The sequence below is a fragment of the Holdemania massiliensis AP2 genome (assembly GCF_000327285.1).
Taxonomy (GTDB): domain Bacteria; phylum Bacillota_I; class Bacilli_A; order Erysipelotrichales; family Erysipelotrichaceae; genus Holdemania; species Holdemania massiliensis.
In genome coordinates, this window is record NZ_HE998570.1 from 133,956 (window position 1) to 160,101 (window position 26,146).

At 48.2% G+C, this 26,146-nt stretch carries 25 protein-coding genes; 13 read left to right on the forward strand and 12 right to left on the reverse strand.

Going from position 1 to position 26,146, the window contains the following annotated elements; genetic code table 11:
• The first annotated feature begins 66 nt into the window (after positions 1–66).
• Positions 67–1,125, forward strand: coding sequence for a MerR family transcriptional regulator (locus BN162_RS18110; RefSeq protein ID WP_020225908.1), 1,059 nt, complete (start codon positions 67–69; stop codon positions 1,123–1,125).
• 119 nt (positions 1,126–1,244) lie between these two features.
• Here BN162_RS18110 and BN162_RS14820 read toward each other — a convergent pair whose 3' ends face one another.
• Positions 1,245–3,542, reverse strand: a complete 2,298-nt coding sequence (locus BN162_RS14820) for a sensor domain-containing diguanylate cyclase (protein WP_020225909.1) — start codon at positions 3,540–3,542, stop codon at positions 1,245–1,247.
• Positions 3,543–3,809: 267 nt separating this feature from the next.
• Between BN162_RS14820 and BN162_RS14825 the strand changes: the two genes are divergently transcribed.
• The 7 genes from BN162_RS14825 to ftsH all read left to right on the forward strand — a co-directional run bounded on the left by BN162_RS14825 (position 3,810) and on the right by ftsH (position 11,241).
• A complete protein-coding gene (locus BN162_RS14825; protein WP_040452268.1) occupies positions 3,810–5,471 on the forward strand; it encodes an efflux RND transporter periplasmic adaptor subunit in 1,662 nt (553 codons plus the stop codon).
• Complete coding sequence (locus tag BN162_RS14830) at positions 5,468–6,190, forward strand: ABC transporter ATP-binding protein (RefSeq protein ID WP_020225911.1); 723 nt, start codon at positions 5,468–5,470, stop codon at positions 6,188–6,190. The genes BN162_RS14825 and BN162_RS14830 overlap by 4 nt, the downstream gene beginning before the upstream one ends.
• Positions 6,177–7,466, forward strand: a complete 1,290-nt coding sequence (locus tag BN162_RS14835) for an ABC transporter permease (protein WP_020225912.1) — start codon at positions 6,177–6,179, stop codon at positions 7,464–7,466. Before BN162_RS14830 ends, BN162_RS14835 begins: the two co-directional genes overlap by 14 nt.
• Before the next feature lie 107 nt (positions 7,467–7,573).
• Positions 7,574–8,143, forward strand: coding sequence for a hypothetical protein (locus tag BN162_RS14840; RefSeq protein WP_020225913.1), 570 nt, complete (start codon positions 7,574–7,576; stop codon positions 8,141–8,143).
• Between the two features lie 128 nt (positions 8,144–8,271).
• On the forward strand, positions 8,272–8,838 hold the full coding sequence (locus BN162_RS14845; protein WP_020225914.1) for a hypothetical protein: 567 nt from the start codon (positions 8,272–8,274) through the stop codon (positions 8,836–8,838).
• 112 nt (positions 8,839–8,950) lie between these two features.
• Complete coding sequence (locus BN162_RS18115; RefSeq protein WP_020225915.1) at positions 8,951–9,385, forward strand: MarR family winged helix-turn-helix transcriptional regulator; 435 nt, start codon at positions 8,951–8,953, stop codon at positions 9,383–9,385.
• On the forward strand, positions 9,382–11,241 hold the full coding sequence (gene ftsH / locus BN162_RS14855; protein WP_020225916.1) for an ATP-dependent zinc metalloprotease FtsH: 1,860 nt from the start codon (positions 9,382–9,384) through the stop codon (positions 11,239–11,241). The genes BN162_RS18115 and ftsH overlap by 4 nt, the downstream gene beginning before the upstream one ends.
• A gap of 74 nt (positions 11,242–11,315) precedes the next feature.
• Here the strand turns inward: ftsH and BN162_RS14860 are convergent, their stop codons facing one another.
• The gene (locus BN162_RS14860; RefSeq protein WP_020225917.1) at positions 11,316–11,630 is read right to left on the reverse strand and encodes a hypothetical protein; all 315 of its coding nucleotides are present in this window, start codon (positions 11,628–11,630) and stop codon (positions 11,316–11,318) included.
• 204 nt (positions 11,631–11,834) lie between these two features.
• On the opposite strand from BN162_RS14860, the gene BN162_RS14865 reads away from it, so the two are divergent.
• Entirely contained in the window at positions 11,835–12,596 is a 762-nt protein-coding gene (locus BN162_RS14865) for a helix-turn-helix domain-containing protein (RefSeq protein WP_020225918.1), read from the forward strand.
• A 108-nt stretch (positions 12,597–12,704) separates the two neighbouring features.
• Here BN162_RS14865 and BN162_RS14870 read toward each other — a convergent pair whose 3' ends face one another.
• The 5 genes from BN162_RS14870 to BN162_RS14890 all read right to left on the reverse strand — a co-directional run bounded on the left by BN162_RS14870 (position 12,705) and on the right by BN162_RS14890 (position 17,896).
• Positions 12,705–14,723: an ABC transporter permease gene (locus tag BN162_RS14870; RefSeq protein ID WP_020225919.1), complete on the reverse strand. Its 2,019-nt coding sequence runs from the start codon at positions 14,721–14,723 to the stop codon at positions 12,705–12,707.
• Entirely contained in the window at positions 14,720–15,487 is a 768-nt protein-coding gene (locus tag BN162_RS14875) for an ABC transporter ATP-binding protein (RefSeq protein WP_020225920.1), read from the reverse strand. The genes BN162_RS14870 and BN162_RS14875 overlap by 4 nt, the downstream gene beginning before the upstream one ends.
• A gap of 121 nt (positions 15,488–15,608) precedes the next feature.
• On the reverse strand, positions 15,609–16,619 hold the full coding sequence (locus BN162_RS14880; protein ID WP_020225921.1) for a sensor histidine kinase: 1,011 nt from the start codon (positions 16,617–16,619) through the stop codon (positions 15,609–15,611).
• Positions 16,612–17,286: a response regulator transcription factor gene (locus BN162_RS14885; protein WP_020225922.1), complete on the reverse strand. Its 675-nt coding sequence runs from the start codon at positions 17,284–17,286 to the stop codon at positions 16,612–16,614. Before BN162_RS14885 ends, BN162_RS14880 begins: the two co-directional genes overlap by 8 nt.
• Before the next feature lie 157 nt (positions 17,287–17,443).
• Positions 17,444–17,896 (reverse strand): hypothetical protein, encoded by a 453-nt coding sequence (locus BN162_RS14890; protein ID WP_154651820.1) that lies wholly within the window; start codon positions 17,894–17,896, stop codon positions 17,444–17,446.
• Between the two features lie 245 nt (positions 17,897–18,141).
• Between BN162_RS14890 and BN162_RS18120 the strand changes: the two genes are divergently transcribed.
• On the forward strand, positions 18,142–18,723 hold the full coding sequence (locus BN162_RS18120; RefSeq protein ID WP_020225924.1) for a TetR/AcrR family transcriptional regulator: 582 nt from the start codon (positions 18,142–18,144) through the stop codon (positions 18,721–18,723).
• A gap of 54 nt (positions 18,724–18,777) precedes the next feature.
• On the opposite strand, the gene BN162_RS14900 is transcribed toward BN162_RS18120, so the two are convergent.
• The 4 genes from BN162_RS14900 to BN162_RS14915 all read right to left on the reverse strand — a co-directional run bounded on the left by BN162_RS14900 (position 18,778) and on the right by BN162_RS14915 (position 22,170).
• Positions 18,778–19,620 carry an Rpn family recombination-promoting nuclease/putative transposase gene (locus BN162_RS14900; RefSeq protein ID WP_261797862.1) on the reverse strand — a complete coding sequence of 281 codons (843 nt, stop codon included), beginning with the start codon at positions 19,618–19,620 and terminating at the stop codon, positions 18,778–18,780.
• Positions 19,621–20,036: 416 nt separating this feature from the next.
• The gene (locus tag BN162_RS14905; RefSeq protein ID WP_020225926.1) at positions 20,037–20,507 is read right to left on the reverse strand and encodes a hypothetical protein; all 471 of its coding nucleotides are present in this window, start codon (positions 20,505–20,507) and stop codon (positions 20,037–20,039) included.
• Entirely contained in the window at positions 20,504–21,373 is an 870-nt protein-coding gene (locus tag BN162_RS14910; protein ID WP_020225927.1) for an AraC family transcriptional regulator, read from the reverse strand. The genes BN162_RS14905 and BN162_RS14910 overlap by 4 nt, the downstream gene beginning before the upstream one ends.
• Before the next feature lie 83 nt (positions 21,374–21,456).
• The gene (locus tag BN162_RS14915) at positions 21,457–22,170 is read right to left on the reverse strand and encodes a DUF5131 family protein (protein ID WP_020225928.1); all 714 of its coding nucleotides are present in this window, start codon (positions 22,168–22,170) and stop codon (positions 21,457–21,459) included.
• Between the two features lie 203 nt (positions 22,171–22,373).
• Between BN162_RS14915 and BN162_RS14920 the strand changes: the two genes are divergently transcribed.
• Positions 22,374–22,736 (forward strand): DUF3796 domain-containing protein, encoded by a 363-nt coding sequence (locus tag BN162_RS14920; protein WP_020225930.1) that lies wholly within the window; start codon positions 22,374–22,376, stop codon positions 22,734–22,736.
• Complete coding sequence (locus tag BN162_RS14925; protein ID WP_020225931.1) at positions 22,733–22,933, forward strand: helix-turn-helix transcriptional regulator; 201 nt, start codon at positions 22,733–22,735, stop codon at positions 22,931–22,933. The genes BN162_RS14920 and BN162_RS14925 overlap by 4 nt, the downstream gene beginning before the upstream one ends.
• Before the next feature lie 75 nt (positions 22,934–23,008).
• Here the strand turns inward: BN162_RS14925 and BN162_RS14930 are convergent, their stop codons facing one another.
• Positions 23,009–25,381 carry an FAD-binding protein gene (locus BN162_RS14930; protein ID WP_020225932.1) on the reverse strand — a complete coding sequence of 791 codons (2,373 nt, stop codon included), beginning with the start codon at positions 25,379–25,381 and terminating at the stop codon, positions 23,009–23,011.
• A 274-nt stretch (positions 25,382–25,655) separates the two neighbouring features.
• Here BN162_RS14930 and mscL point away from each other — a divergent pair, with 274 nt between their 5' ends.
• Entirely contained in the window at positions 25,656–26,102 is a 447-nt protein-coding gene (gene mscL / locus BN162_RS14935) for a large conductance mechanosensitive channel protein MscL (RefSeq protein ID WP_020225933.1), read from the forward strand.
• The last annotated feature ends 44 nt before the right edge of the window (positions 26,103–26,146 follow it).

The window sequence follows — 26,146 nt, forward strand, 5'->3', positions numbered from 1 at the left end:
AAAAGAGCTAAAAAACCATTCCCTTAGGGAACGGTTTGGATGAAGAGGAAATCGAGGTGAAGCCGCATGCGTATTCAACAAGTCTGCCAGCGAACGGGACTGACGAAAAAAGCGATCTATTTTTATATTGAGGAAGGTCTGGTGTCGCCGCAGCGCTGTGATGAAAATCATTACCTGGAGTTCAGTGAAGATGACGTCCGCAGTTTACAGATCATCGCGTTGTTAAGACAATGGGATATGCCGGTCAGTGAGGTTCATGAGCTGTTCGATTATCCCAGCATGACCAATTTTTATCTGCATCGCCGGCTCAACGCGCTGCGCAATCAGCTGCTGCGGCAGCTGGGGTTAGTGCATTCCTTATCTGCGTTGTTGACGGAACTGCCGCCGCAGTACAACATGAGCAGCATGCAGGAACAGATCGGCCGCAGTACCGCGCCCAGCGAAGCCGATCAGTCAACCTTGGATCTGTTGTGTCCGGATCAGGATGCCCGCATGATCTCGATTTTTATCTGGAGTTCTTTTCTCAATGTATCGAAGAGTGAATACCGGTTGTTTCTGTGGCGGAAAATGACAGAACAGGCGCAGCAGGACTTAAAAGGATCACTGAAATATGTAGCCCGGATCATCTATGCTTTGGATTCTGAATGGATTGAAAAAGATGCCCGGCAGAGATACCGCGATACCCAGGCGATACTCAAGCTGGATGAAACGACCTTTCCGATCTATACGCAGAGAATCTTGGACTGCCTGCATCATTTGGTGGAGGATGATCGTGAACAGGCTTATTGGAAGCTCAATTATGAAAAGGTAACGCTGCCGCTCGTACAGTTTTTCAACGGTCCGCTGGGAACGCTGATGGCTGAGTATAATCCGGAATACCGCCTCTATCTGACAAAGATGCAGCAGCTGGTGGCGGAGGTGGTTCGGCGTCTTCAAACCGGCGGTGAACAAGCGTTGTACCAACAGCTGCAGACCCTTCTGGCAGGTCAGCTGGATATTGAAAAGGATGGGAATCTATTAGGCTATTATGCGTTTGAAATGGGACTGTACCGGAGTTTGCCTCTGGACGTTCAGCGCCGGCTGCTGATCGAGTCCAATCGGGAAGCTTCCCCGCTTTCCCGATGAGGAAAGCTGTCTGAATTTTAGGGGAGCTTTAATGGTTTACAATAAAACAGGATCAGAGCCTGAAGTGAAAAACTTCCGGAAATCTGATCCTGTTTTTAAGCGGGGACTAAGCAAGGGCTTTAACGTCTGGTGCTTTCAGACTGGCTAAGCTGAGCCTGCAGTGATTCGATTCGTTTTTCAGCCCGGCGTTTGAGCAGGAAAACGCTGAGAATTTCCGCGACATGCGTCAGCACGTCAATCTGATCCTGATCCCACAGCCGTTTTTCCTGACATTCATCGAACCCGATATAGCCTTTAATCACACCCTGATCCTGGATCGCACATTGAAGCAAGGATTTGATGTGCTGCGGTTCAAGAATTTCAATGTGTTTTGGATCCAACGTCATGATGTCCGGACAATAAAAGATTCCGTTCTCATCAAAATTGTCGAGATAATTGCCGTTGAGATCCTCTTCATAGGAAACCCGCTGCAGCGCGTCTTTTTCCGGAAGAATCCCGGTATTGCACCATTCGAAGGTATTGCTGCAAAAACGGTCGTCTTCACTGTTTTCAAAGATGTAAACACGGCTGACGTTGAAATGCAGACCGACAACTTCCAGAATATGTTCGATGCATTCCTCAAGATTCTGGGTGTTGTATAACGTACTGAATACATAATCGCTGACTTGCGCATAAGCATTTTTCTGATTGGTGTCGGAATCGATGCGGGTGTTGACTGCGGTCATACCGTCGCGCAGCGGGAAGGTTTCTGAGCGTAAAAGCTCACTGTAAAAGGCATAGCGGTTCTTGCCTTGATTCTTAATCGAATACAGAGCCTGATCCGCCCGCTGAAATAGCTGATGGTAGCTGAGTCGGGAGTCCGTCGTCAGGGCAATGCCGATGCTGCAGGAAACATTGGCGATCTTCTGATTGCGGATCTCAAAGGTGCGGAAGGCCTCAAGAATTTCCTGGGCTTTTCGCTCTGCCAGAGAAGGGCCGGGAATGTTTTTCAGGAAGATGAGGAATTCATCGCCGCCGATCCGGCCTAAAATATCTTCGCTGCGGAACAGCTGATGGATTCGGGAAGTCACTTCAATTAAGAAAGCATCACCGAACAAATGCCCCAGCGTATCATTGACATGCTTAAAATCATCGATATCGATGATCATCAAAGCATTGAAAGCCTTGGGGTATTGAGCCAGCCAGTCTTCGATCAGCCGCTGGACAGTTTCCTTATTATAATACTGGGTTAGCGCATCCTTTTGGGCTTTGTCCAGCAACAGCTGAGATTTGTATTTCTCTTCATCGATATCGGTCAGAATGCCAAGGGCTTTGACGGGATGGCCGAGAGCGTCAAACTGCGTTGTAATGCGGACACGGTACCAAATCGGCTGGTATTCCCAATCCAACAGCTGCATTTCACCTTCAAGAACCGGCTGGCCCTGAAGAATTTGGTCGCGAAGGCTGACAAACAGATTGCGATGCTCATCGGACAGATGCAGCTTTGATTTGTTCAATATCATCGCCGTTGTGGCCGGCGGCGCATAACCTAGACGATGCTGCCAGTTATCCGAAAACAACAGCTGATCGGTTGCCAGATTCCATTCAAAAATGATATCCCGGGTCTGCTTCATGATGATTTCATAACGTTCCAGACTCAGCCGCAATTCTTCCTGGATCTTTTTGGTCTCCGTAATATCGACCAGGATGCAGCAGAAATACTGACGGCCCCATTCGTCCTGTAAATACCGGCCTTTGTCCAGCACCCAGATCGGTTTTTTATCTTTGCGCAGCAGCCGGAACTGCAGCTCTTTATCACAGCCGTGACTGAGCTGTTCCCGCACTTCTTTCAGCGTATTTTCATAATCCCGCGGATCAATTAAGGCACGGAAGCTGTTGTTCAGCTCCGTGCTGATTTCTTCTCTTGTATAACCGGTCAATTGAAGGAAGCTGTCGCTTGTCTGCAGAAGCGTCAAAGGTTCGTCAAACAAACAATGGAAAATACCGCCCGGCATCTGATCCGGCAAAAACGTTAAGGTCAGCTCCTGATGCTGCAGCGAATTCAAGCTGCTCTGCGCCGGGGCTGCCTGGACAAAGCAGAAAAGACCGCTGCCGCAATCCTGAATTAAAGACAGGTACAAGGTATGCCAGTTCTCGCCCTGCATCAGGACTTTCACCGTTATGAATTGATATCGATCATCCAGCTGGGAACAGACCGGCGCCGTGGTCTGGACCAACAATTCCGAATGCCGGCGCCGCTGCTGCTGAATATGCTCATGAATAGCTTCTTTGTCGATAAAAACCGTTCCTGCCTCGGCCGAATGCCAACGAATATTTTCATCGAGGAGCGACTGCAGAGTATCCCAGTCTTGATCGACAAACAAGGACTGGATAAAACGATTTATGCAGGAGTCAACAAGGGACGCGGAGGTTTTCATAGAACATCTCCTTTCGCAGTATCTGGGATCATGGAACGCGGTGGTTCAGATAAGCTAAGTTTACACCGATTCGATATCGAAAGAAAGTGAGCCGGCGAAAAATTACGCAATTTGTCAGAATTGAAAAGGGGAAATCAGGCAATACGCGCGGCTTCGCTGAAAGTTCGCTTAAAATTCAGTTTACTGTCATGAACAATTCAAAAACAATTCACATTTTCATGGGAGAATAGCGGTGCTTATTAAAGAGTGGAAAGTGAGCGTGATGAAATGGAATTCCAAGAACTGCGGAAATCCCTGCATTGGAACAAAAAGAAAACGTGGATTACCGTGCTCTGCGTTTGTCTTTTGGGAGCGGGGAGTTTTTATTTTACCCGTCGGGGAACAACCCGGCGCAATAACACCCAGGCTTCGTTTGTGCGGACAACCGTATTGAAGAAAACGACCTTAAACAATTCAATCAGTTTGACCGGAACGGTGGAAAGCGCGGCGGTGTCCAATGTGACGACCAATCAGTCATTGTCCGTCAAGTCGATTCCCGTTCAGGTAGGGGACTGGGTGAAAGCCGGGGATATCATCTGTGTGCTCGACACCGAGGAAATCGACAAGAATATTGAGAAGACGCTGGAAAGTCTTCAGGAGTCTGCGGATCAGGCCAAAGAAAGCTTGGCCAGCGCTGAGGAAAATCTGACATGGGCGCAGAGTGACGCCGACAGCGCTTGGAATACGATGGCAGAAAAAGAAACCGCGATGAACAGCGCGAAGACGGCTTATGAATCAGCGCGCAGTTCTGTGGATGCCTTCCAGGCTAATGTTGATCAGGCGCAGGCTGCGTATCAAAGTTTAATGGAAGCTGAGAATGAGGCCCTTTCCCAATTGAATGCAGCGATCAGTACGGGAGAGTGTTCAGGCTTGGAGGATACGGCATGCACCGCCGGAACGAATTATCAGAATGCCAAACAGGCTTCCAAGGATGCGAAAGCCAAGGCCGAAAGTGCCCAGCAGGATTTAAAAACAGCTCAGTCCGCGATGAATTACGACGCGCTGGCGGCGGCCTATACTTCTGCGCAGACCGCTTACAACAGCGCTGTGAATGCGTGGAACACAGCCAGAAATCAGCGGGATAACTGGGAAACGAAAGTCACGGAGGCTAAGGAAGCTCTGGAAAAAGCTTCTGCCAGCGACGCCTTGGATGATTTATATGAAAAAAGAGAGAACTGTACGCTGCGGGCGGAAACGGCTGGAAAGGTGACGGCAATCAATGTGACGGTCGGGTCCATGGCCGGCAACAATACAACGATTGCGACAATTCAGGATACCGAAGCGCTGAAAATTTCAGTGACCATTCCGGAGTATGAAATTCAGAATGTTGAACTGGGAATGAGTGCGAAAATCACAACGGATGCGACCGAGGGTGAAATCGAAGGCACGCTGACGCAGATTTCCCCTGTGGCTTCATCCCAGAACAGCACCGGCTTCTCAGCGGAAGTGACCGTAACGACACCCAACAGCGGCTTATATGTGGGAATTAACGCAACAGTAGAGATCATCCAGTCTACGGTAGACAATGTCTTTGTCGTTCCGATTGACGCGGTAGGGACGAATGATCAGGGCGAGGCGGTTGTCTTCGTCAAGGAGTCAGGTTCCGGGGCAGAGGCGGTTTTTAAGGAAGTGAGCGTCACGACAGGCGAGGAAAATGATTACTATATTGAAATCAGTTCTTCCCAGCTGAGCGAAGGGATGGAAGTACGCAGCAGTGCCGATCCAGAACAGGCCCAGGTCAACATGACGGAAGGGAATGCTCAGGATTTATCCAACAATGCCGGAGTTCAGTTTGACATGGGCGGAGCTATGCCTTCCGGTGAGATGCCTTCCGGCGGCGGACCGGGCGGAAACGGCGGCGCGCCGGGCGGCCGGGGAGGCAATGGATGAGTACGCCGCATTTGCCGGTCATCACCATGCAGGGCATCATCAAACGCTACTATATAGGCAAGCCCAATGAGCTTGAGATTCTGCATGGGATTGATCTGCAGGTTGAACCCGGTGAATTTGTCGCTATCGTCGGCGAGAGCGGCAGCGGCAAATCGACGATGATGAACATCCTGGGTGCACTGGACCGTCCTACCGAAGGCCATTATCGGCTTAACGGCGTTGATATTCAAACGGCCGGGGATAAAGAGCTGGCGCGGATCCGCAATCAGCAGATCGGCTTTGTTTTTCAGACATTTAACCTGATCGGGCGGATGAGCGCGCTTAAAAATGTAGAGCTGCCGATGCTTTATGCCGGCGTTGCCGCCCGGGAACGGACTGAGCGGGCCGGCCGGCTGCTGGAGCTGGTGGGCATGAGCGAACGGAAGAAACATCAGCCCAATGAACTGTCCGGCGGTCAAAAGCAGCGGGTTGCGATCGCCCGGGCCATGGCCAACGATCCTTCCTTGATTCTGGCGGATGAACCGACCGGCGCCTTGGATACAGCGACCAGCCGGATCGTGATGGATCTGTTTCATAAGCTGCATGAAGAACAGCGGAAAACGATTGTGCTGATTACGCATAACCCGGAATTGGCCGAGGAAACCCAGCGGGTGATCACCCTGCGCGATGGTCAGATCATCAGCGTTCGGAAAGGAGCGGGCGTTCATGGGCGTGCTTGACAATATTCTGATGGCGCTTTCCAGCTTAAAAGCCAATAAAATGCGGTCGCTGTTAACAATGCTAGGAATTATCATCGGCATCAGTTCCGTGATCGCGATCATGACGGTCGGCGACTCACTGACCGGGTCCATCACCGACAGCATGTCCGGTATGGGCGCCAGCAACATCACCGTTTCCCTGCAGAAAAAAAGCAGCAGTTCTTCTTCCGGTTTCAGCGGCGGCACTCGGATGTACATGTTCGGTCCCAATAATCCCGATGAAGAAGATCTGATCTCGGAAGCCATGATTGCGGAATATCGATCCCTGTTTGACGGGCGTGTTACCGCTGTTTCCTGCACGGAAAGTGTCGGCAGCGGAACGATCACGCAGGCAGAGGTTTCCGGCAGCGTCAATGTCACAGGAGTGAATCCCGATGCTTTGACCGTCGAAGATCTGGACATGATCACCGGGCGATTTATTAATGATAAAGACAATGCTGACGCTAAACGGTCAGCCGTCATTTCTGATTATCTGGCTGAAAAGCTGTACGGCTCGGTGGAAAAAGCGATGGGTGAAAAGCTGGAAGTCAGTTTGAATAACAATGTTCAGACCTTTTACGTCGTAGGAATTTATCATTATGATACTTCCAGCAGCATGATGGCGGCGCTCTCAGACAGCGACAATCTTACGACTTCGATGTATGTGCCTGCCGCTGTGGGCAAGAAGATCACCCAGGCGAATCAAGGATATCAGTCGATTACGGTTGTCGGGGCGGCCGGTGAGGACGTCGATACGCTGCTGAGCGATACCGAGGCTTTTTTCACCAGCTTTTACACCCACAATGAGACTTACACCATTTCCGCGTCCAGCATGAAGGAAATGCTGGAAACGATGACGGAGATGCTCGACACGGTGAAGGTGGCGATTGCCGGCATTGCGGCGATCAGTCTGCTGGTCGGCGGGATCGGCGTCATGAACATCATGCTTGTCAGCATCACGGAACGGACGCGTGAGATCGGCACCCGCAAGGCGCTGGGCGCGCCGAATCTGGCGATCCGCGTTCAGTTTATTATTGAAGCGATGATTATCTGCATGATCGCAGGTCTGTTAGGCGTCCTGTTGGGCGTAGCGATGGGAGCGGGTGCGGCTAATCTGCTTGGGTATCCGGCTAAGCCTTCGGCCGCGGCCTGTTCGCTGGCGGTCGGCTTCAGTATGGCAATCGGCGTGTTCTTCGGTTACTATCCGGCTAACAAAGCCGCCAAGCTGGATCCGATTGACGCACTGCGGTATGAATAAGCTGGAAAATGAAGGGAATTCGATGAACCCAACGAGGCGGTAAAATAGAATAGTTTCGCTGAAATCCTGTTGTTTCCTGCTATAATAAGGAAAAGGAGATGACCGGGATGCAGCGGATCGAGGCAGGATTAATTCAAAAAGCGATGAGGGAACCCTGGGAAAAGCTGAGCTTTGCGTTCACGCTGAATTTACTGACACTGGTGATCTCCTGGTTCAGCGGAACTCTATGGCTGTTATTCGCCGTTAGTTTGATCGTCGACGTCCTTGTGAGTTTGCAAGCACTCGTGCAAAAGGCGCGGGTTAAACGTTTTGTTCAAACGCTGGAACTGAATGATTCCTATCCGGTGTGCAGGCAGGCGGACAATACGTTCTTTCTGCCCAAAAAGCTTATTTCCTGGTACCGCGGACAGGGACTGTGTGTCCGCTATGAACAGATTAAAACTTGTTATCTCAATCAGATCAATGAGAATTCCCGGATGAAATTTGACAGCCGGCGTCGCAGCTGGAAATTACAGATCAATTGTCGGGATCAGCGCTATACCGTGATTGCATTGGAACGCAAAGCGGACTGCATGTTGGTTCTGCGGTTTCTGAAAACGATGAATCCCGCACTGACGGTCTATTATGAGGTGCCGAACAAGCCGTTAACACTGGAGGAATTACCTGAATTTGAATAAACCCGAATAGGCTGAACGGCAGCGGTTCGGGTTTTCTTTTACAATTTCAGTCTTTTGTATAAGAAAAGAATAATGAATACGAGAAATAAGAAAAATATGATACAATGAAGTCAATGGAGGTGAGGGGAATGAAACACATCACGGAACTCATTCAGAAGCAGATTGTCAAAAAACACAGCCGCGCCTTAATTTTCTATTTGCTTTTACTGATCATCACCGCGCTTTTAGCCTGGGTCAGCCAGTCTGTCTATATCGGCTTATTTCTTGTTGTCTGGCTGGCGGCTTTAGCTGTCCGGCTGATTCAGGCGGTTGGTGAGTTAGGTCAGGTCAAACGGTTTACCCAGCAGCTGCGCGGTCCGCAGCGTTTGCTTTACCGTCAGGCAGACACGACGTTTTTCATGGAAGACGGCTGGCTTTCCTGGTTTAATAAGCAGGGTGTACAGGGAACTTACGCAGAAATTACAATGTGCAGCTATGCTCGGGTGCCGTTAAGAAAATCCGAAAAGCTCTACGCCCCTTGTCAGCTGCAGATCAACACACAGGATGGCAGAACGACCTTAATTCAGCTGCAGAAGGACAAGGATGCAAAAACTGTTATGAGTTTTCTGAAAACTCAGAATCCAGCCATCCGTTTCTCTGAGGAAGTATCATCACGGCAGGTGAAACTGCAAGAACTGCCGGAAAAGATGGAATGATTTTGTGAGATTGTGTGAAGTGGTGCAGAAATCTTGTCAGTATAAGAAACAACGCTTATAATCATCAATAAATAGATATTCAATGCATTGAATATTTAGAAATGGAGGAATTATGAGCGAACAAGTCATGGAAATGATGACGCTGATGCGGCAGATTAACATGCGTCTGCATCGCTGCTTACGGGAAGTCTATGAACCATTGGGTCTGACAGGTCCGCAGGCGATTGTCATGCTTGAGCTGTTTCAGCAGGATGAGCAGCGGATATGTGATCTGGCGGCGGCTTCCGGCATGACCGTCAGCAACATCTCAGCGATTTGCCAGCGTTTGGAGCGCAATGGATTTCTGCATCGCGTTCGTTCGCAGAAGGATCAGCGGACAGTCCATATCTGTCTGTCAGCCAAGGCGAAACAGCTGATTGCCGATTGTGATCAGCAGCTGCAGCTGCAAAGCGATCAGCTTTCAGCGAAAATGACGCCGCAGGATCTGGAAGAGATCTGCGCAGGTCTGCACAAACTCAATGAGTTCTTGGATCGGGAGGATTTATGAAAACAGAAAAACCAAAAAATAAAAAACCGTTAATCTATTATTACTTTGTGATGCTGATCGCTTTGATGGCGTTTAATCTCTTTGTGACGCCGATGATTCAGAATCAGCGGATAAAGGAAGTCGGCTACAGTGATCTGCTTGCCGCTTTGGATGAAAAGCAGGTCGATGAAGTCGAAGTCGATAATCAGACCGGAAAGATCGCCTATACGATCAAAGACAATAAGAAAAATGTCTTTGTCACCGGGATTATGCCTAACGATACGGCGCTGACGGATCGTCTGGAACAAAGCGGGGCTCAGTATACCGCGGTGATTCCGCAGCAGAATTCATTCCTCATGGATATGCTGATGTGGCTGGTGCCGATCATCATTATTCTGGGCGTCGGACAGCTGTTCTCAAGGCAGCTGGCCAAAAAGATGGGCGCCAACACGATGACTTTCGGCAAATCCAACGCTAAGATCTATGTTTCAGCAGAAACCGGCAAGACGTTTAAGGATGTTGCCGGACAGGATGAAGCGAAGGAAGCGCTGAGCGAGATTGTGGACTTTCTGCACAATCCGGATAAATATAAGAAGCTGGGCGCCAAGATGCCGAAGGGCGCGTTGTTAGTCGGTCCTCCGGGTACCGGCAAAACGCTGCTGGCCAAAGCCGTAGCGGGGGAAGCCAGTGTTCCGTTCTTCTCCATCTCCGGTTCGGAATTTGTGGAAATGTTTGTCGGTATGGGCGCGGCGCGGGTTCGTGATTTATTCAAACAGGCGCAGGAAAAAGCACCGTGTATCGTATTTATTGATGAAATTGATACGATTGGCAAGAAACGTGACAGTGCCAACGGCATGGGCGGCAATGATGAACGGGAACAGACCCTGAATCAGCTGTTAGCCGAAATGGATGGTTTTGACGGAAGCAAGGGCGTTGTGATTCTGGCGGCGACCAACCGTCCGGAAACGCTGGATAAGGCGTTGTTAAGACCCGGCCGGTTTGACCGGCGGATACCGGTGGAACTGCCGGATTTGAAAGGACGGGAAGAGATCCTGAAAGTGCATGTCAAGGAAATTGTTGTCAGTGAGGACATCGATTACCGCACGATTGCGCTGTCCACCTCCGGGGCTTCCGGAGCGGAGTTGGCCAACATCGTCAATGAAGCCGCGCTGGCCGCTGTGCGCAACGGCCATACGCAGGTCATGCAGCCGGATTTTGATGAAGCTGTCGATACGGTCATCGCCGGCAAGGAACGCAAGGGCGCCGTGATTTCCGAGAAGGAAAAACGAATCATCGCCTATCATGAAATCGGCCATGCCTTAGTCGCGGCGGTTTCCAAGAATTCGGCACCGGTGCATAAGATTACGATTATCCCGCATACCAATGGTTCGCTTGGCTATACCATGCAGGTTGCCGAGCAGGAGAGCGTGCTGATGAGCAAGGATGAAATTCTGGAAAAGATCCGCACGCTGACCGGCGGAAGAGCGGCGGAAGAATTCATGTTCAACATCGTCACTTCCGGCGCTTCCAACGATATTGAACAAGCCACACGGCTGGCGCGGGCGATGGTTGCCCAGTTAGGCATGAGCGATCAATTCGGAATGACTGCCCTGGAAACAGTCAACAACCGTTATCTCAGCGGTGATGCTTCCTTGATCTGTTCGAATGAAACCGCAGCTCTGGTGGATAAAGAAGTCATGGCGATCATCAAGAACGCCCATGCCGAAGCGCGCAAGATTCTGGAAGACAATGCGCAGCTGCTGCATGAAGAAGCGGAATATCTGCTTCAGAAAGAAACGATTACCGGCGAAGAGTTTATGGAAATATTCAGCCGTCATCAACAGCTGAAAGCTCTGCCGCAGCCCTCAGCTGAATAAAAAAAAGAAAGGAAAGTCCGGGTTTGGGATTTTCCTTTTTCTTTTGATTTTGATGCAAAGCACAAAGCGTAATCTTAATGAATAAGAAAATGCGCGGCCGCGGCGATCGCTGTTCCCAGCACCGCGGACATCACCAGCATCGGCAGCCAGGATGTTTTATCCTCTTTCACAGCCAGGATGATCGTCGGCAAAGCCAGAATCGGCCCCATCAGTCCTTTCAGCCACCAGGCCAGTCCGGCGATCTGGGTATAGACAATCATGAAGGTCAGAACCACATAAAACAAAAATGCGGATGCCGTCGAATAAGCGTCCAGTTTCATTTTAATCATCGGCAGAATGTCGATTGTACCGGCGATGACGCCGATCAGACAAGCAATAAAAAAGTTCATCATTTCTCCTCCTTAAGAATCTCTTTCCTTTCATTAGACGGAGAATAAAATCGATTGTGACAAAAAAACGATCCGATAATGGAATGAAACGGCAGTCAACCTGACGTTTCCTGGCAATAAAGGACGCTCGGCGGTCAAACTCAACCGCACGTCGGTCGAAAGTCAAACTGAATTACGCTAAAATAAAGGCAGGAGGACAAAGCAATGTACGAATTGGATAAGAAAGAATTTGGAGCATTCCTCGTGGAATTAAGAAAACAAAAGAAAATGACACAGAAAGAACTGGCACAGCAATTGTTTGTGTCGGATAAAGCGGTCAGCAAGTGGGAGCGGGGACTGAATATGCCGGATATTACGTTGTTGATTCCTCTGGCTCAGGCCTTGGGCGTCAGTGTGACAGAACTGCTGGAAGGCCGCCGGATGCCAAGCAACGAACCGATGAACGCCACACAGGTTGAGGCGCTGGTGAAAAAAGCCATCACGATGACGGAGGAGGATTCTCAGGTTCTCAAGCAGCGGCGTAAGACATATTGCCGGTTATTGATCGGATGTCTGATTTTGACCACTGCCGAGTTTTGGATCTTAATTAAAAGCGGCTATGGGCAGCTTGTCAGCGTCAGCAATATCGCCGTCATGGAACTGCTCAGCATTATTTTTGGAATTTATTTCTGTGTGGGAATTAAGGAAAAGCTTCCGGCTTACTACGATGAAAATTCAATCAGCGCCTATAGCGACGGCATTTTCAGAATCAATCTGGCCGGCGTTCATTTCAACAACCGCAACTGGCCGCATATAGTCCAAGCCGGACGGATCTGGTCGTTGATCACGATGGTTGTCATGCCTCCCTATTACGTGTGGATCGACACACTGCCGCTGCCGAACTACGGCGTGGTTTTAGCCTGGGTTCTTCCGTTTTTGGGAACACTGTTGATTCCGATGTTTTATTTAGGCAGAAAGTACGAATAACCAAGTTGGAAAGCCAACTTGAATTCAGCAATCGAAGAACAAAAGAAAAGACTGCGCCGGTCCTGATGATTTAAGCATTCAGGATTCAGGGCAGTCTTTTTTCTGCGGTTAAAATGCAACTTCTTTCTTAATGATCTGGGAAGTCATGCGATAGAAGATGAGATAGAAGATTGTAAAGAGGATGGCGCATATACTGACGCAGGTATAGGTGAAGACAGGATTGGTCAGTTTCAGTGCGACCAACAGAGTCTGCATCAGCGGCATCGCAAAGCCGGTATGAAGCAGGGCGGTGATCAAAGGAAGGAAGAAGACCAGAATGACCTGACGGTTGATGGTTGCGGAAACCTCCTGTTCATCCATGCCGACCTTCTGCAGGATGAGGTATTGTTCACGATCATCCATCGCTTCTGAAATCTGTTTGAAGTAGATGATCAGAACCGTGGCAGTCAGAAATAACACAGAGAAGAAAACACCGACAAACAACAATCCGCCATACATGCTTCGGAATTCCTGACGGTCATAATCCAGGCAGGTCGCATAACGGACAGGCGCGTCCAGAGCGCGGACTTTCTGATTGAAAGCTTCGTAAAAGGCTGTTCGATCTTCCAATGTTCCAGCATAATTGACGCCGATTCGTGTATTGCTTTCCCACTCGCCTTCCTGCAGATAATCCTGAACAGACATCAGCGACGCTTCGTCCGCAAAGACCAGAAATAACAGTTCACTGGAATTTGAAGTATTCGTACCCCCGCCGTTGTTGTACTTGCGGCAGGAAAAGGGCGTATCGCGCCGGATGTCCTGAACCGCATAGGTTTTTCCCTGAATCGTTAAATCCGAAAGCTGGACCTGTTCATTTCCCGTGAGTATCAGGATTTCATCTTCCTGCAGCTTGGCGGTTTGTCCGCTAATCCGCCGATACGTATCAGCCTGGATCAAAAAGACATCATAGCCATAATCAATCACCGCGCTGCGCAGGCCGACAAGATAATCGCTGGTAACAAAGGGGCTTAACACATTATCCTGCAGCTTGGAATAAGCATCGGCGTAGCTGTAAATCTGGACGTCTTCGAGAACCACGTTATTTTCCGCAGCCAGTTGTTGAGCAACTGCGGCAAGCTCATCCTGTTTGGAAGAAGTCAGCTCTCCTGTCAGCGTATAGGTCAGATCATCCGGATTGGATTCGGATAGGGCGTTATCCTCGCCGAAGAATAAGGCCGCACTCCCGCCCATCGTGACTAACAGCATCGTACTGAGGATGCAAATCGTCGTCAGACTGGCCGCATTACGGCGAATCCGATGGGACAACATCGAAACCGCGACGAAATTGTTGGGCTTGTAATAGAAGGATCTGCGTTTTTTAAGCCAGCGCAGAAAGAATGTGATTCCGGATTCAAACAAGATCGAAGTTGCAAAGATGACTAACAGACAATCGAAAAAAAACACCATCAACGCGGTAAACATATTGTTGGTCAAGAGGGCAATAGCGTAAGCGATCCCAAGAACAATCACGCCGATTCCCGTTTTCACAGCGAGAAATCGCACCGGTTTGTCGGCTTGTTTTTCGCTGTGAAGCAGTTCAATCGGATTGATCCGATGAATCTGAAACAAGGAAACCGCAGTTGTGACGATAAATAATCCGAGAAAGACGACGGTTGTGCAGATCAGCGCTGTCAGGGAAAAGGTATATGGAAGCCCGTCAGGACTGTTGAGCATCCGCAGCAGGATCATCCACATCAGCTGACCGCCGACAAAGCCCAGAATCAACCCCAAGGCCAGCGAGGCCGTCGTCTGGATCGCATTTTCCCAGAACAGAATTAGTGAAATATGCTTTTTTTCCATGCCCAAGATCGTATATAATCCCAATTCCTTCTTGCGTTTTTTCAACAGCATCTGATGGATGGAGATCATGAACAGAATCGCAAACGTGGTGATGACGAAGACGCCCAGCTGGAAGATAAAAGCCAGCGTGGCTCCGCCACGGATTTCCGGTACATGCGGGTTAAACATCATCGTCATGATCAGAAAATGCAGAAACACAGTCACGGTACTGGCCAGAAAAAAGGGCAGCGTGACGTTCTGCGTGCGCCTGAGATTGGACCAGGCCAGCCGGAATGCATAGTGGATCATAGGCGTTCTTCTCCTTGCCGGGTCGCCATGGATAAGGAGGCGGTGATGCGGTCATAAAAGACCTGCTGCGACTGATCGCCGCGGCACAATTCGGCAAACAGCTTGCCGTCGCGGATAAACAATACCCGTTGGGCATGACTGGCCGCCAAGGAGCTGTGCGTGACCATAAGCAGTGTCTGACCTTGCTTGTTGAGCTGATCAAAAATGCTCAGCAGCTGTTGGGAAGAACGGGAGTCCAAGGCTCCGGTGGGCTCATCCGCCAGAATCAGACGCGGCTGTGTGATCACCGCTCGGGCAACGGCAGTCCGCTGCTTTTCACCGCCGGAAATTTCAACCGGATAATGCTCCAATAACGCTTCAATCCCTAAACGATCGACAACGGGTTTCAGCCGGCGCTGCATCTCTGCCAGCGGGGTACGGGAGAGCACTAACGGCAGAAGAATGTTGTCGCGGACAGTGAAGGTGTCCAGAAGATTAAAATCCTGGAACACAAAGCCCAGCTTTTCCCGCCGGAAAGCGGCCAGATTTTTTCCCTTCACCAGCTTCATGGACTTTCCTTCCAGATAAACCTCACCGCTGGTGGGCATATCCAGCGTTGCCAGGATATTCAGCAGCGTTGATTTTCCGGATCCGGAAGCTCCCATAATCGCAACAAATTCACCAGCTTCCACGGAGAAGCTTACCCCGGCCAAAGCACGGCAAGGCTTTCCTCCGGCGCGGGTGTTATACACTTTTTGAATGTTCTCTGCACGAAGCAGTTCCATTTTACATCCCTCATTTCTTTCATCTGCCTCCATTTTATCGTGATCAGAAAATTCGCTCCATCGACTTAACGAACAATTTCCCAGGAAATCAAACATTTTTGTCACGATGGAAAGCACCGGATCAACGATAGAAAAACAGGTCGGATTGAGGAAAAATCAGATGAACCTGAGTCCCTTTGTCCTTTTCCGATTCCAGAACCAGCTTGATGTTTAAGGAATCCGCGGTTTTTTTGCAGAGAGTTAAGCCGATCCCGCTGGCTTTAAAATCCTGATGACCATTATATCCGGTATATCCATGCTCAAACAAACGCTGCTGATCGGCTGCGGAAATACCCTTGCCCGTGTCGGCGATGATCAGATGCGGTGCGGGATCTGACTGAAATGTTACGCTGATCGTTCCGGAATCGGTATATTTTAAAGCGTTGGACAACAGCTGTTCCACCATGAAGCCAAGCCATTTCCGGTCGGTGATCACGGTCTGGTGAAATGGAGTGAAATCCAGCTGCAGCTTTTTCAAGATAAATGGAAGCGCCTGTTTGCGGATCACTTCCGCGCAAAGTTCCCCCAGATCACAAGGTTCCAGGATTAAATCTTCTTTTAAATTCTCAATTTGGATAGCTTTGAGCGCTGTTTGCGCATATTGTTCAGTGCGCATTAAAGCCAGCTTCATCTCATTGAGATGACTGGCGGAAAGGATGTCGTCAGGTTCCAGACTTTCAATGATTAAGCTGAGCGAAGCCAGGGGCAGCTTAATCTGATGCATCCACATCGTAACCAGTTCTTCCCGCTGCTGCTGAGCAGTCAGTTGTTTTTGTTTTTCGAAAGTTAAAATTTCGCGCTGTTTGAGGATCAGCTGCTGATAACGCTGCTCCAGGGGATCCTGCGTATCCGGCATCTCCCGTCCCAAACTGATCCAGGCTTCTTCCAAGGCATCGAGCTGATTCAGACGGCTGCGATAACTGCGGTAGTCAAACGCTGTAATGATCGCCAATACAGTAACGACGATCAGCGCGGTATAGCCAATCGATGCCAGCGGATACCAATAGAGATATTGCAGGAAAAGAAAAATGATCAGGACAACAACTGTCCACAGAAACAAAAATTGGCGATGCCGCAGATAACTTCTAAGCATGAAGCAGATACCCCAATCCCTTGCGTGTTTCGATGCAGTCCTCGATTCCCAGTTGTTCCATCTTGCGGCGCAGACGGTTGACGTTTACGGTTAAGGTATTTTCATCCACGAAACAGTCGCTGTTCCACAGCTTAAGCATGATTTTCTCCCGGGAAACAACTTTATTTTTATTTTCCAAAAGCAGCTGCAGAATTTTAAACTCATTTTTAGTTAATTCACACTGGCGTCCTTCTTTGCTTAAGGAAGCATCGGCAAGATTAAAGACGGCGCCCTGAAATTCCATCAGGGTTCCGGAAGGTTCATAACTGTAGGTCCTGCGCAGCAGGGCCTGAATCCGGGCAACCAGAATTTCCATCGAAAAGGGTTTTGTCAGATAATCATCCCCACCCTGGTTCAAGGCCATGATAATATCGAGATTTTCACTGTGAGAAGACAAAAAAAGAATCGGAACTTTGGAAAGCTTGCGGATCTCAGCACACCAGGCATGACCGCTTTTTCCCGGCAGTGAAACATCCATGATGATCAGCTGCGGCTGAACCTTTAAGAATTCTTTGTCTAATTGATCGAAATCCACAGCGGCTTCACATGGATATCCCCATTTCGTTAAGTTTTCCGAAATCAGACGGGCAAGACTGGGATCGTCCTCAATGATCCATATTTTATTCATTAGTCATCCTCCCTTTTCTTTATTATAACTAAAAAAACGAGAGAAAAGGCGAATGTGACAAAAATGATTGATTCCTCAGTGCAGAAGAAAATAACAGAAGCACACTTCTGCTTGTATACTTAGTGAAAATACTTCTCAAAAATCAAACGGCTAGAATTTATGGGTTAAGCCGTATCCGGACTCCCGCCGCATTTTCAACCTTGTCCAGTTCATTCAGATTGAAATCCGCCGGCAGGATTAAAAAGGAACGCTTCGAATCAAAAAGAAACCATTGGGTTAACGAGCGGTTCATCACCATTTTTAAGTCGGGAGACCCGCGTGAACTATCGAGATCCCAATATTGATATTCAGAATCCGGGAAAAGCGTGTTGGGCATCATTTTGATATTTTTAAGCTGGATTTCAATTTCACCGGCATGCAGACTCCCATGAAATAGGTTGGATTGATTTACTGTTCCCTGCAGGTGTAATTCGAGGTTCTCCGAGGAACAGGCACCCAGGCACCGCATCGTCAACGTTTGATCTATATCGCGCCAACGCATGACTTGGATGATCCGCAGTCCAGTTAAAAGAAAGAAACTCAACAGGAGTATTGCGCTGCCGATCATCATTTTTAAAATCCAGCTTCGATGTTTTTGCATTCTTGTAAGTGCCTTTCTTAATGGAGTGATGGTGGATGTTGATCGGGCTTAAGTAATTTGTATTGAGCCAGGTCAGATCCTGTTTATAATCCGTGTGTTTTCTTAGGTTTTAAGTATCAATTTGACAATAGCGCTTTCGCTCTGTCCTGATTCTAGTTTATAATAAAAAGAAAGAGAAATAAAGATGACGGAAGATATCGATAGGGGAGAAAAGAATGAATCAGGAAAAAACCAGTGAAAAAAGGCTTCGAATTTTGAAATCAGCGGCTAACTTAATTGCACAGAAGGGATATTATGGAGTAGGGTTAAAAGAAATCCTGGATACGTGCGGGATCCCGAAAGGTTCCTTTTATTATTTCTTTCCTGATGGTAAGAATCAGCTTGGGGTTGAGGTGCTGAATTACGCGTATGAACGGATGGAAAAGGGAATCTTGACTTCCATCTTTCCTGTTTCAGATAATGCGGTGGAAGTGTTTGTGAAGATGGCTTATCATATTGCGGATATGCTGACCAATAATAAAGGATATGCTACTTCGCTGGTCATTACGTTTATTGGTATTGAAGCATCGGATATCAGTGCTGAAATGGAAGCCGCCGCCAAGCAGGTCTATATTCGCTGGATTCGCCTGTATCAGGATAAACTGACAGCCTGTGGCTACAGTGAAGAAAAAGCCGCCAATTTAGCTCCGCAGATCTGTGCTCTGATCCATGGTATGACCCTATCCTGTTGGATTCGCAAAGATACCTCGGAATTATCAGCACTGGAACCCGCTATTCGAGCGTTGCTTGAAAAATAAATACATAATAAAAAAAGCTTCGCTTTGAAGCTTTTTTTGCTTAGCTAAAGGGATTCATCCTGGATATATCAATCTGACAGCGTTGTCCTTCTTCTTAGACCGCTTGTTTTTAGTCAGTTGTTTAGCGATTTGAGAATCAGAGAAATTGGGATGCGCCTGAATTATTTTTAATATCTTTTCAATGAAAGTAATTTCTTCTTCTAAAGCTTCAGCGATAGCTTCGGCTGTCTTGCCTTTCGCCGCTTTTTTGCGGATCAGATGAACCTTGTTGATCAAAATTCCTTGCTGGAATCCTTTTCTTTCACCATTAAAATACTGCTCCATTAATTCCATTTCATGCGCCATTTCGTCTGTCTGCCGCATGAATTCAACTGTTTCACGAGGGATAGCTTCCATTCTTTCCACCGCCTTTCGACACCCTTCGTCCAATTCCATAATCTTGCGGATCCACGCTCTTTTTGATGGGTCTCCTGCATATTTCAGGACGACTACCCACCGCTCTAAAGCCGTCAGCTGCTCTGTCGGTTTCTTCGCTAAGCGTTCCGCTCTATCTACTTCAACAATACTCAATTGAATATATTCTGTCAAGGATTTCGCATTGCGGCTGCCGACAAAGGAATAGTCTTCAAAATATTGATCCGGATCATCAAAAAATGGGAAATCCGCAATCATTAAAACCCAAATCGGTTTTAATTTTGAGAAGTCCACACCGCGTATAGGCTGACTGCTGAACAGGCGGGAGGCGTAAAAGGCAATGCGGATCCCTTGTAAAGTCCGGTTTCCTGAACGCTGCATTTCAACATTAAACATCAGATGATCGTTGATCAAGCCACGGGCGTCATAGCGATTGGCTTTTTGATCTTCAAAGTTTACTGTTTCTTCATTGGGAAACAACACAATCTTTTTGATGACGAGCTAGGGATGGATCGCTTGAAGCAGGAATTTAAGAATTTCCAGATTAAAAGGATTACAGAAAACGTGTTTGAAGACCCAGTCTTCCGTTAAAGATAATGGCTTTTTTCTTTTCACGCGGGACGATTTGTATTTTGTGTTAACAGAATTCATGTTTATCATTAACCCACTATGATACATATTGCGGAAAAATGGAAAAAGCCCCGCCGAAAATCGAAGAAAATTCATTATTTTAGACAAAAAGAAGAAAAGTGTTGAAATATTTTACATTTTGATGGGATTGAAGCAATAAAAAAGCATTCCCGGATTAAATAGGGAACGCTGATTTTGGATTGCGCCAGTGCAGTTTTTAGAACTATAGATTAAGTATCAACTACTTTTAAGTCCGCAATCTTCTTGGGTTACTGATGAGCCTGGCTTTCGTGATCGAGAAATTCCAACAGATAAGGTGTAGAAAGATCATTAACACTTAGGAAAAAGGCCATGTACCGACATTTCTGAAATTGTTCTCCATCCAGGGTGAACGTATATCCCATTTGACAACGTGGATTGCAGTCGACGGGATCGATCAGCCGCTTACAGACGGAAGCTTTGCGAATTTCTTTTTTCATTTTTTCCGGAAGGGTATTTAAAAAGGATTCATATTGGTCTAAGCTCTCCGGATACAAGCGCAGTTTGACGCCGGTCTTGCGGCAGACAAAGTTGGCAGCCGTTTTGCGGGCAGAGTTGATATAACTGACAGTATACCCGCTTTTCGCTTCTTTGATTTCAGCCTGACAGCCTTGCTTTAAAAAGGCTTCATGCAGCGCCTGAACGCAAGTTTGTTCATCGAGTTTTAAGCTCTGCTTGAAATTTTCAAATTCAGCACTCATTGCGCATCACTTGATTTTGCCCGTACCACTGGAATCCAGACTTCGAAACGTGCTTTGGATGGGTCAGGTTCCAGATAAACCTCGATATCCGGGCCATTGTCGTATTCGTAACCGGAAGTTGGCAGCCATTCGGTAACAATCCGGCGCTCCAACTCCTGAATAGCCTGCGGGCAGGCGCCTTCGCCGGAAAAAATTGCCCAGGTATAAGCCGGAACAGTGTATTCTTCCAACGGAGCTTCCGCAGGAAGGCTGGTTGCCACGGAGATGAAGTATTTCCATTGCTCATTGTCAAAACAGGCGCTGACACCTAAAATTCCCATGATCGAGGTGTTCATCATCGATGCCAGCTTGGGGATGAATCCTTCCTGAGCCGCTTTGCCCCACAGCTGAGGAACGACAGAAAAGTTTTCCTCCGTGTTGTTTTTCATTGGGGCGGATAAGCCCACGATTCGAAATGCTTCTTTCTTTTCAATCCGATAATTCATTTCTTCCACTCCTTTAACAGTGATCCGAAAACTGATTGGAGGAAAAGTTTTGACAACGCTGCCCGCTTTGCGGACTGCCGAAGGGGCGATCCCATGCACGCTTTGAAAGGCACGGTTAAACGCTGTCGGTGAGTTGTATCCATATTTCAGCGCCAAATCAATAATTTTGATTTCACTTTGCTGCAGCTCAACGGCGGCAATCGACATCCGCCGCCGGCGCAAGTATTCCGAAAGCGGAATTCCGGCGATATAAGTGAACATGCGCTGATAGTGATAGCTGGAACAACAGGCAATTTGTGCAAGGTCATCGATCTCGATCACTTCGCTTAGATGTTCCTCGATGTAATTCAGCGAAGCGTTCAGCCGTTCAATCCATTCCATAGTCTTCAGATCCTTTCTGTAATTTTATTGTACTCAAAGCCGGTGTAAATTTCCTCGCATTTCCCGGCCAGAAAAAGCGAGTTTTAAAGATTGATGTCTGCTTTGCGGGCTTGCCGGCAGAGTTCCTTGTAGGGCAGGGTATAACACTTTCCGTCTTTGATGAAGTGGGTACCGCACTGCCGAAATTCAAAGTGCGTGTTCTGACGCTGGCATTGATCGTGCAGATCAACAATCCAGGCATAATCCAAGGGCCGGGCGCAGCGGTCAGATTCGCCGCCGGCTACGACTAACTCAATCTCCCCGCTTTTCAGCCAGTCTTCCAGCTGAATCGCTTCCAGCATGGGCTGACAGATAATATTCTTGTGGACAATGGGCAGCGTGGAAAACAGGGTTAATCGTTCATCTGCCCGCTGTTGATTTTCCACCGTACACCCAATGGTGACATTGGGATATCCATTCCCCCAATCCTCGGGAAGTCCGACAGTGAAGCGTTCAATGCGCTTGGTCAGAAACAGAAAGTGAAGATCAGGCCGCTGACGGATGATCTGCCAGGCTTCAGGACGCCAGGGATCGGCATCTTCAACAAAGAAATCTGAAGAAAAGCAGACATAAACGATCTGGCCGCTTTTCATCTTCCAGTCGCCGTTGGCCTTTTTTTCCAAAGGGGCATCAAAACGCTCACTGCGTATGATCATATTCGTATCGACACCGCGCCGGGCATCGCCTTTATGGATGTAACAATAACGGCAGCCTTCACTTTTCCGATGACAGCCGCGCCAGGGATTCCAAAATGCCATAGTCTTTCTCCTTGTTCATCTTCACTGTCTTGCAGACAACGGTTGATTTCATTATGCGAGATGGATAAGGGAAAGTAAACCGGGAAATTCAGGAGAATGAGAAATAAAATTGGAAAACAGGATAAAACGCTTGATCTAAACAGTTGTATGTGGTATATTTCTATCATAAAGATAAAAATATACCACATGCAGGAGGAATTAGCGTGAAACGAAAACGAAATATATACGGTTTAATGGGATTGCTTTCTTTGTTGGGATTCATTGGCATCTTTACAAAAGAAAGAGGATTTCTGGCATTTTTTGCTTTCGTCGTTGATTTTGGATACTTTTTCATAAAATCCGATGAAATGCTGGAAGCATACATGGATAAAGCCGCATCGCTGGCCTTTTACAGCGGTATGCTCGTAACCGCGGCTGTTACTTTGATCCGTTTCTTCTTCGCAGGTCAGCCAGGAAATACGGCACTGTTGACAGGTTTTGCATCCGGCTGGGGAGTTTCAGTGATGGTTCATGGACTCTTGATCGGTTATTATCAATTTAGAGAAAGCTGGGGAGTTGGAGAGTGATCCAAAATCGAATTAAAGAATACCGTGCCAAACGGAACATGAAGCAGGAAGAACTTGCTGCTTTGGTCGGCGTTCGTCGGGAAACGATTGGCAACCTGGAAAAGGGAAGGTACAATCCTTCTTTGGTCTTAGCCTGGAATATAGCTAAGGTATTTGACGTGACGATTGAAGAAATCTTTACTGTAGAAACAGATTAGAACCGAAATAAAAGGTCTGCCCTTAAAAAGAACAGACCTGAATTGATCATAGATTCAAAAACAGAGGAATGAAGCTTATTCGCCTAAGCTGTTGACGGCACTGGCGCCTGCCAGACGTCCGGAAGTATAAGCCCAGCCCTGAGCTGCGCCGCCATAGGTGACGTATTCACGCTGTTCAGAGAACAGAACACCCAGTGAATCGGTACCTACCGCGTACAGACCGTTGATCGGTGTCGCATTGTCAGAACCTAAGACCTGCATATCCGTGTTGACATCCAGACCGCCGACCGTGGAGTAAATGTAAGAAGCACCTACGAAAGCATAGTACGGGCCTTCTTCATTGATCTTCATCGTTAAGAAATCAGCCGCTTTGCCGAATTCTTCATCGCTGCCAGCCTCAACCGCAGCGTTGTAACGGTCGATATTATCCTGTAAAACGGCTGGATCGATGCTCAGCTGTTTGGCCAGATCTTCTAACGCATCACCCTTATAGGCAATGCCTTTTTCAACACACAGATTGATCAGTTCATCGGCCGGCAGCGGTTTGCCTGCGTCGATGCCGCCCTGACAGGTCAGATCGTCGCCGAAGCTGACAGGCAGACCGTTCTTCTCAACTTCACGGAAGAAGTCGTCTGACCAGATCGTGTAATAACGCGGGCCAGATTTCCAGGTCTGGAAGGTTCCAGCTTCGTTGGAGAACCGTTCACCCTTCATGTTGACCTGCAGCGCATAAGCCGCACTGGCCAAAGCGTTCGGGAAGTCGTTCAGAGAATTTCTGCGCGGCAGCTGTGTCCAGAAGCCCAGGTCGTTTTCATCGCCGACCACTTCAACTGGATATTCGTGCAATGTAATCGGTGCACCCTGTAAGTGAACCATCGGCGGCATTCCAATATTGTAGGTGCCGGCGCCCAGATCCAAGGCGGATCCGATCATTGTTCCGTCGTTCTGCTGCATGCCGTACATCAGCCAGCTGCCTTTTAACGGATAATATTCGTTTGACAGGTATTTTTCCTGCAGGGCGGCATTGTTGGAGAACCCGCCGGTGCCGATGATGACTTTCTTGGCATTGATCGTGTACTGCTTGCCGTCATAGCCTTCTGCTTTCACGCCGGTTACGGCATTGGAAGCTTGATCATAGATCAATTCTTTGGCTTCGACTTCCAGCATGTAGCGGCCGCCGACTTTTTCATAGTCTGCGATCATGCTGTCAAACATTTCGCCGGTTTCCTTTTTCCAGTTGCCGTATCCCTGACCGGTATACTGGAATTTGACGTACCAGATATCCTCGTCGGTGAAACCGCGCTGCGGACCGCCGTATTGGTAGCCTTCTCCCTCCGGGGAACCCTTGCCGTAATCAAAGCCGTGGCTGATCAGCCAGTCGACAGTTGGGCCGGATTCCTCAAAGAACAGATCCAACAGATCCTGCTTCGCATCCCCTTTGGTGAAATTGTTCCAGTCTTCCTTCATCGCCTCGGCGTCGACATAATCCTTGCCGCCATGGTAAGTCTTGTCATATTCCGGAGCATTAATGCCCATTGTATCGGCGGTAATGCAGGAAGTGCCGCCATATTTGCCGGCCTTGTCAATTGCCAGAACGCTGACTTTGGAGGCATCATTGCCGTTAGCGGCATACTGTGTTTCCGCAGCGCTCATCGCCGCGGCTGTACCGGAACCGCCCATACCGACGACTAAGACGTCAACATCAATGGTTTCCTGTTCTGTGGATTTAGCTGGTGTTTTATAAAAGTTTTTAATGGCTGCCGCTTCTGATCCACCTTCTGCTAAAGCCTGGGCAACGGCTTTTTCCGTAGCCTGCTTGATGCCGGTGCTGGATCCGGTGCAGCCGGTAATCGAATCGACAGTGACGGACTGGTTTTCCAGAATCCGCGGAATCAGTTTTTCTTTTGCGGCTTCTAAGAATGGATAGGTATCGCCGTTGTCGAGAACTTCAATTTTCTCAATTTTGTCTTCGCTGACAGTCACCGCAACTTCCATTTCTTTAAGTAAGGAGAACCCACTGGCTGTCACGTTGTACGTTCCAGCTTTCATTTTGGCGGCTGGGATTTCCGCTGAGGTTCCATTGTACTCATCAATCGCTTCCTGAACCGCGGTTTTGATTGCGGTTGAGGTGACTGTTGCCCCTGCAACACCGTCAATATCGACATTTCCTGCCTCCAAAATCTTGGCTGGCAATTCGTTCAATGCCTGTCCGCCGATCGTCGGCGTTTCTTTGTCGCCGACAGCGTCTACACCTGCCAGCTTGCCGTCTTTGTCAAAGTTTACTGTGACGGTTACATCTCCGCCGAAACCTTGAACTGTTTTTGTGATCGTCGCTTCGCCTTTTGAACTACCGTTTCCCTGAGCAGGTTCGTTCTTGGTGCTGCAGGCTGTAGTTGTCATCATCAGTCCTGCAAGCAGAAGCGCCATCAGCTTTTTACTGCTTTTCATGTTCATTTCCTCCCTTTCCTGATCTGCAGTCATCTCAAACTCCGCAGATCTTATCTGTATTTTATCATGATAAAGAATTATCAAGGATTAAGTGAAGATTAATTTTTCAACAAATTAGTTATAATATTGAACTATCAATAAATATGAATCATATTGAATGATGATGCATGGAAATCAGAATGGCAGCCAATCTGATTCTGAAAGCGAAAGGAAGGAATTGCTTTTCCGCAGCAGGTTCTCTATAATGAAACGCACAGGATAGGAGTGAAAAACCATGCTCAAAGAGTTTAAGAAATTCGCATTAAAAGGAAATATGATTGACTTGGCAGTCGGCGTTATTATTGGCGGCGGCTTCAATACGTTAGTGACTTCCATGGTCAATGATATCATCATGCCGGTGATCAGTTTGTTTACCGGACGGCTGGATTTTACCAATATGTTTGTCGCACTGGATGGTCAGCATTATACGACGCTGGCGGAAGCTCAGGCGCATACATCTACGATTGCCTACGGCAGTTTTATTACCGGTCTGATTAATTTCCTGTTAACGGCGTTTGTCATCTTTCTGGTCATTCGCTGGATGAATAAGCTTCGCGCTAAAGAAGAACCGGCCCCGCAGCCAAAAACGACGAAGGTGTGTCCATACTGCAAAACGGAAATTGATCTGCACGCCACCCGCTGTCCGCATTGCACCTCGAAGCTGGAGGAAGCTGAAGTATAAAATTTACGGGTCGTTAAACTCTCTCGATGGGGAGAGTTTTTTTT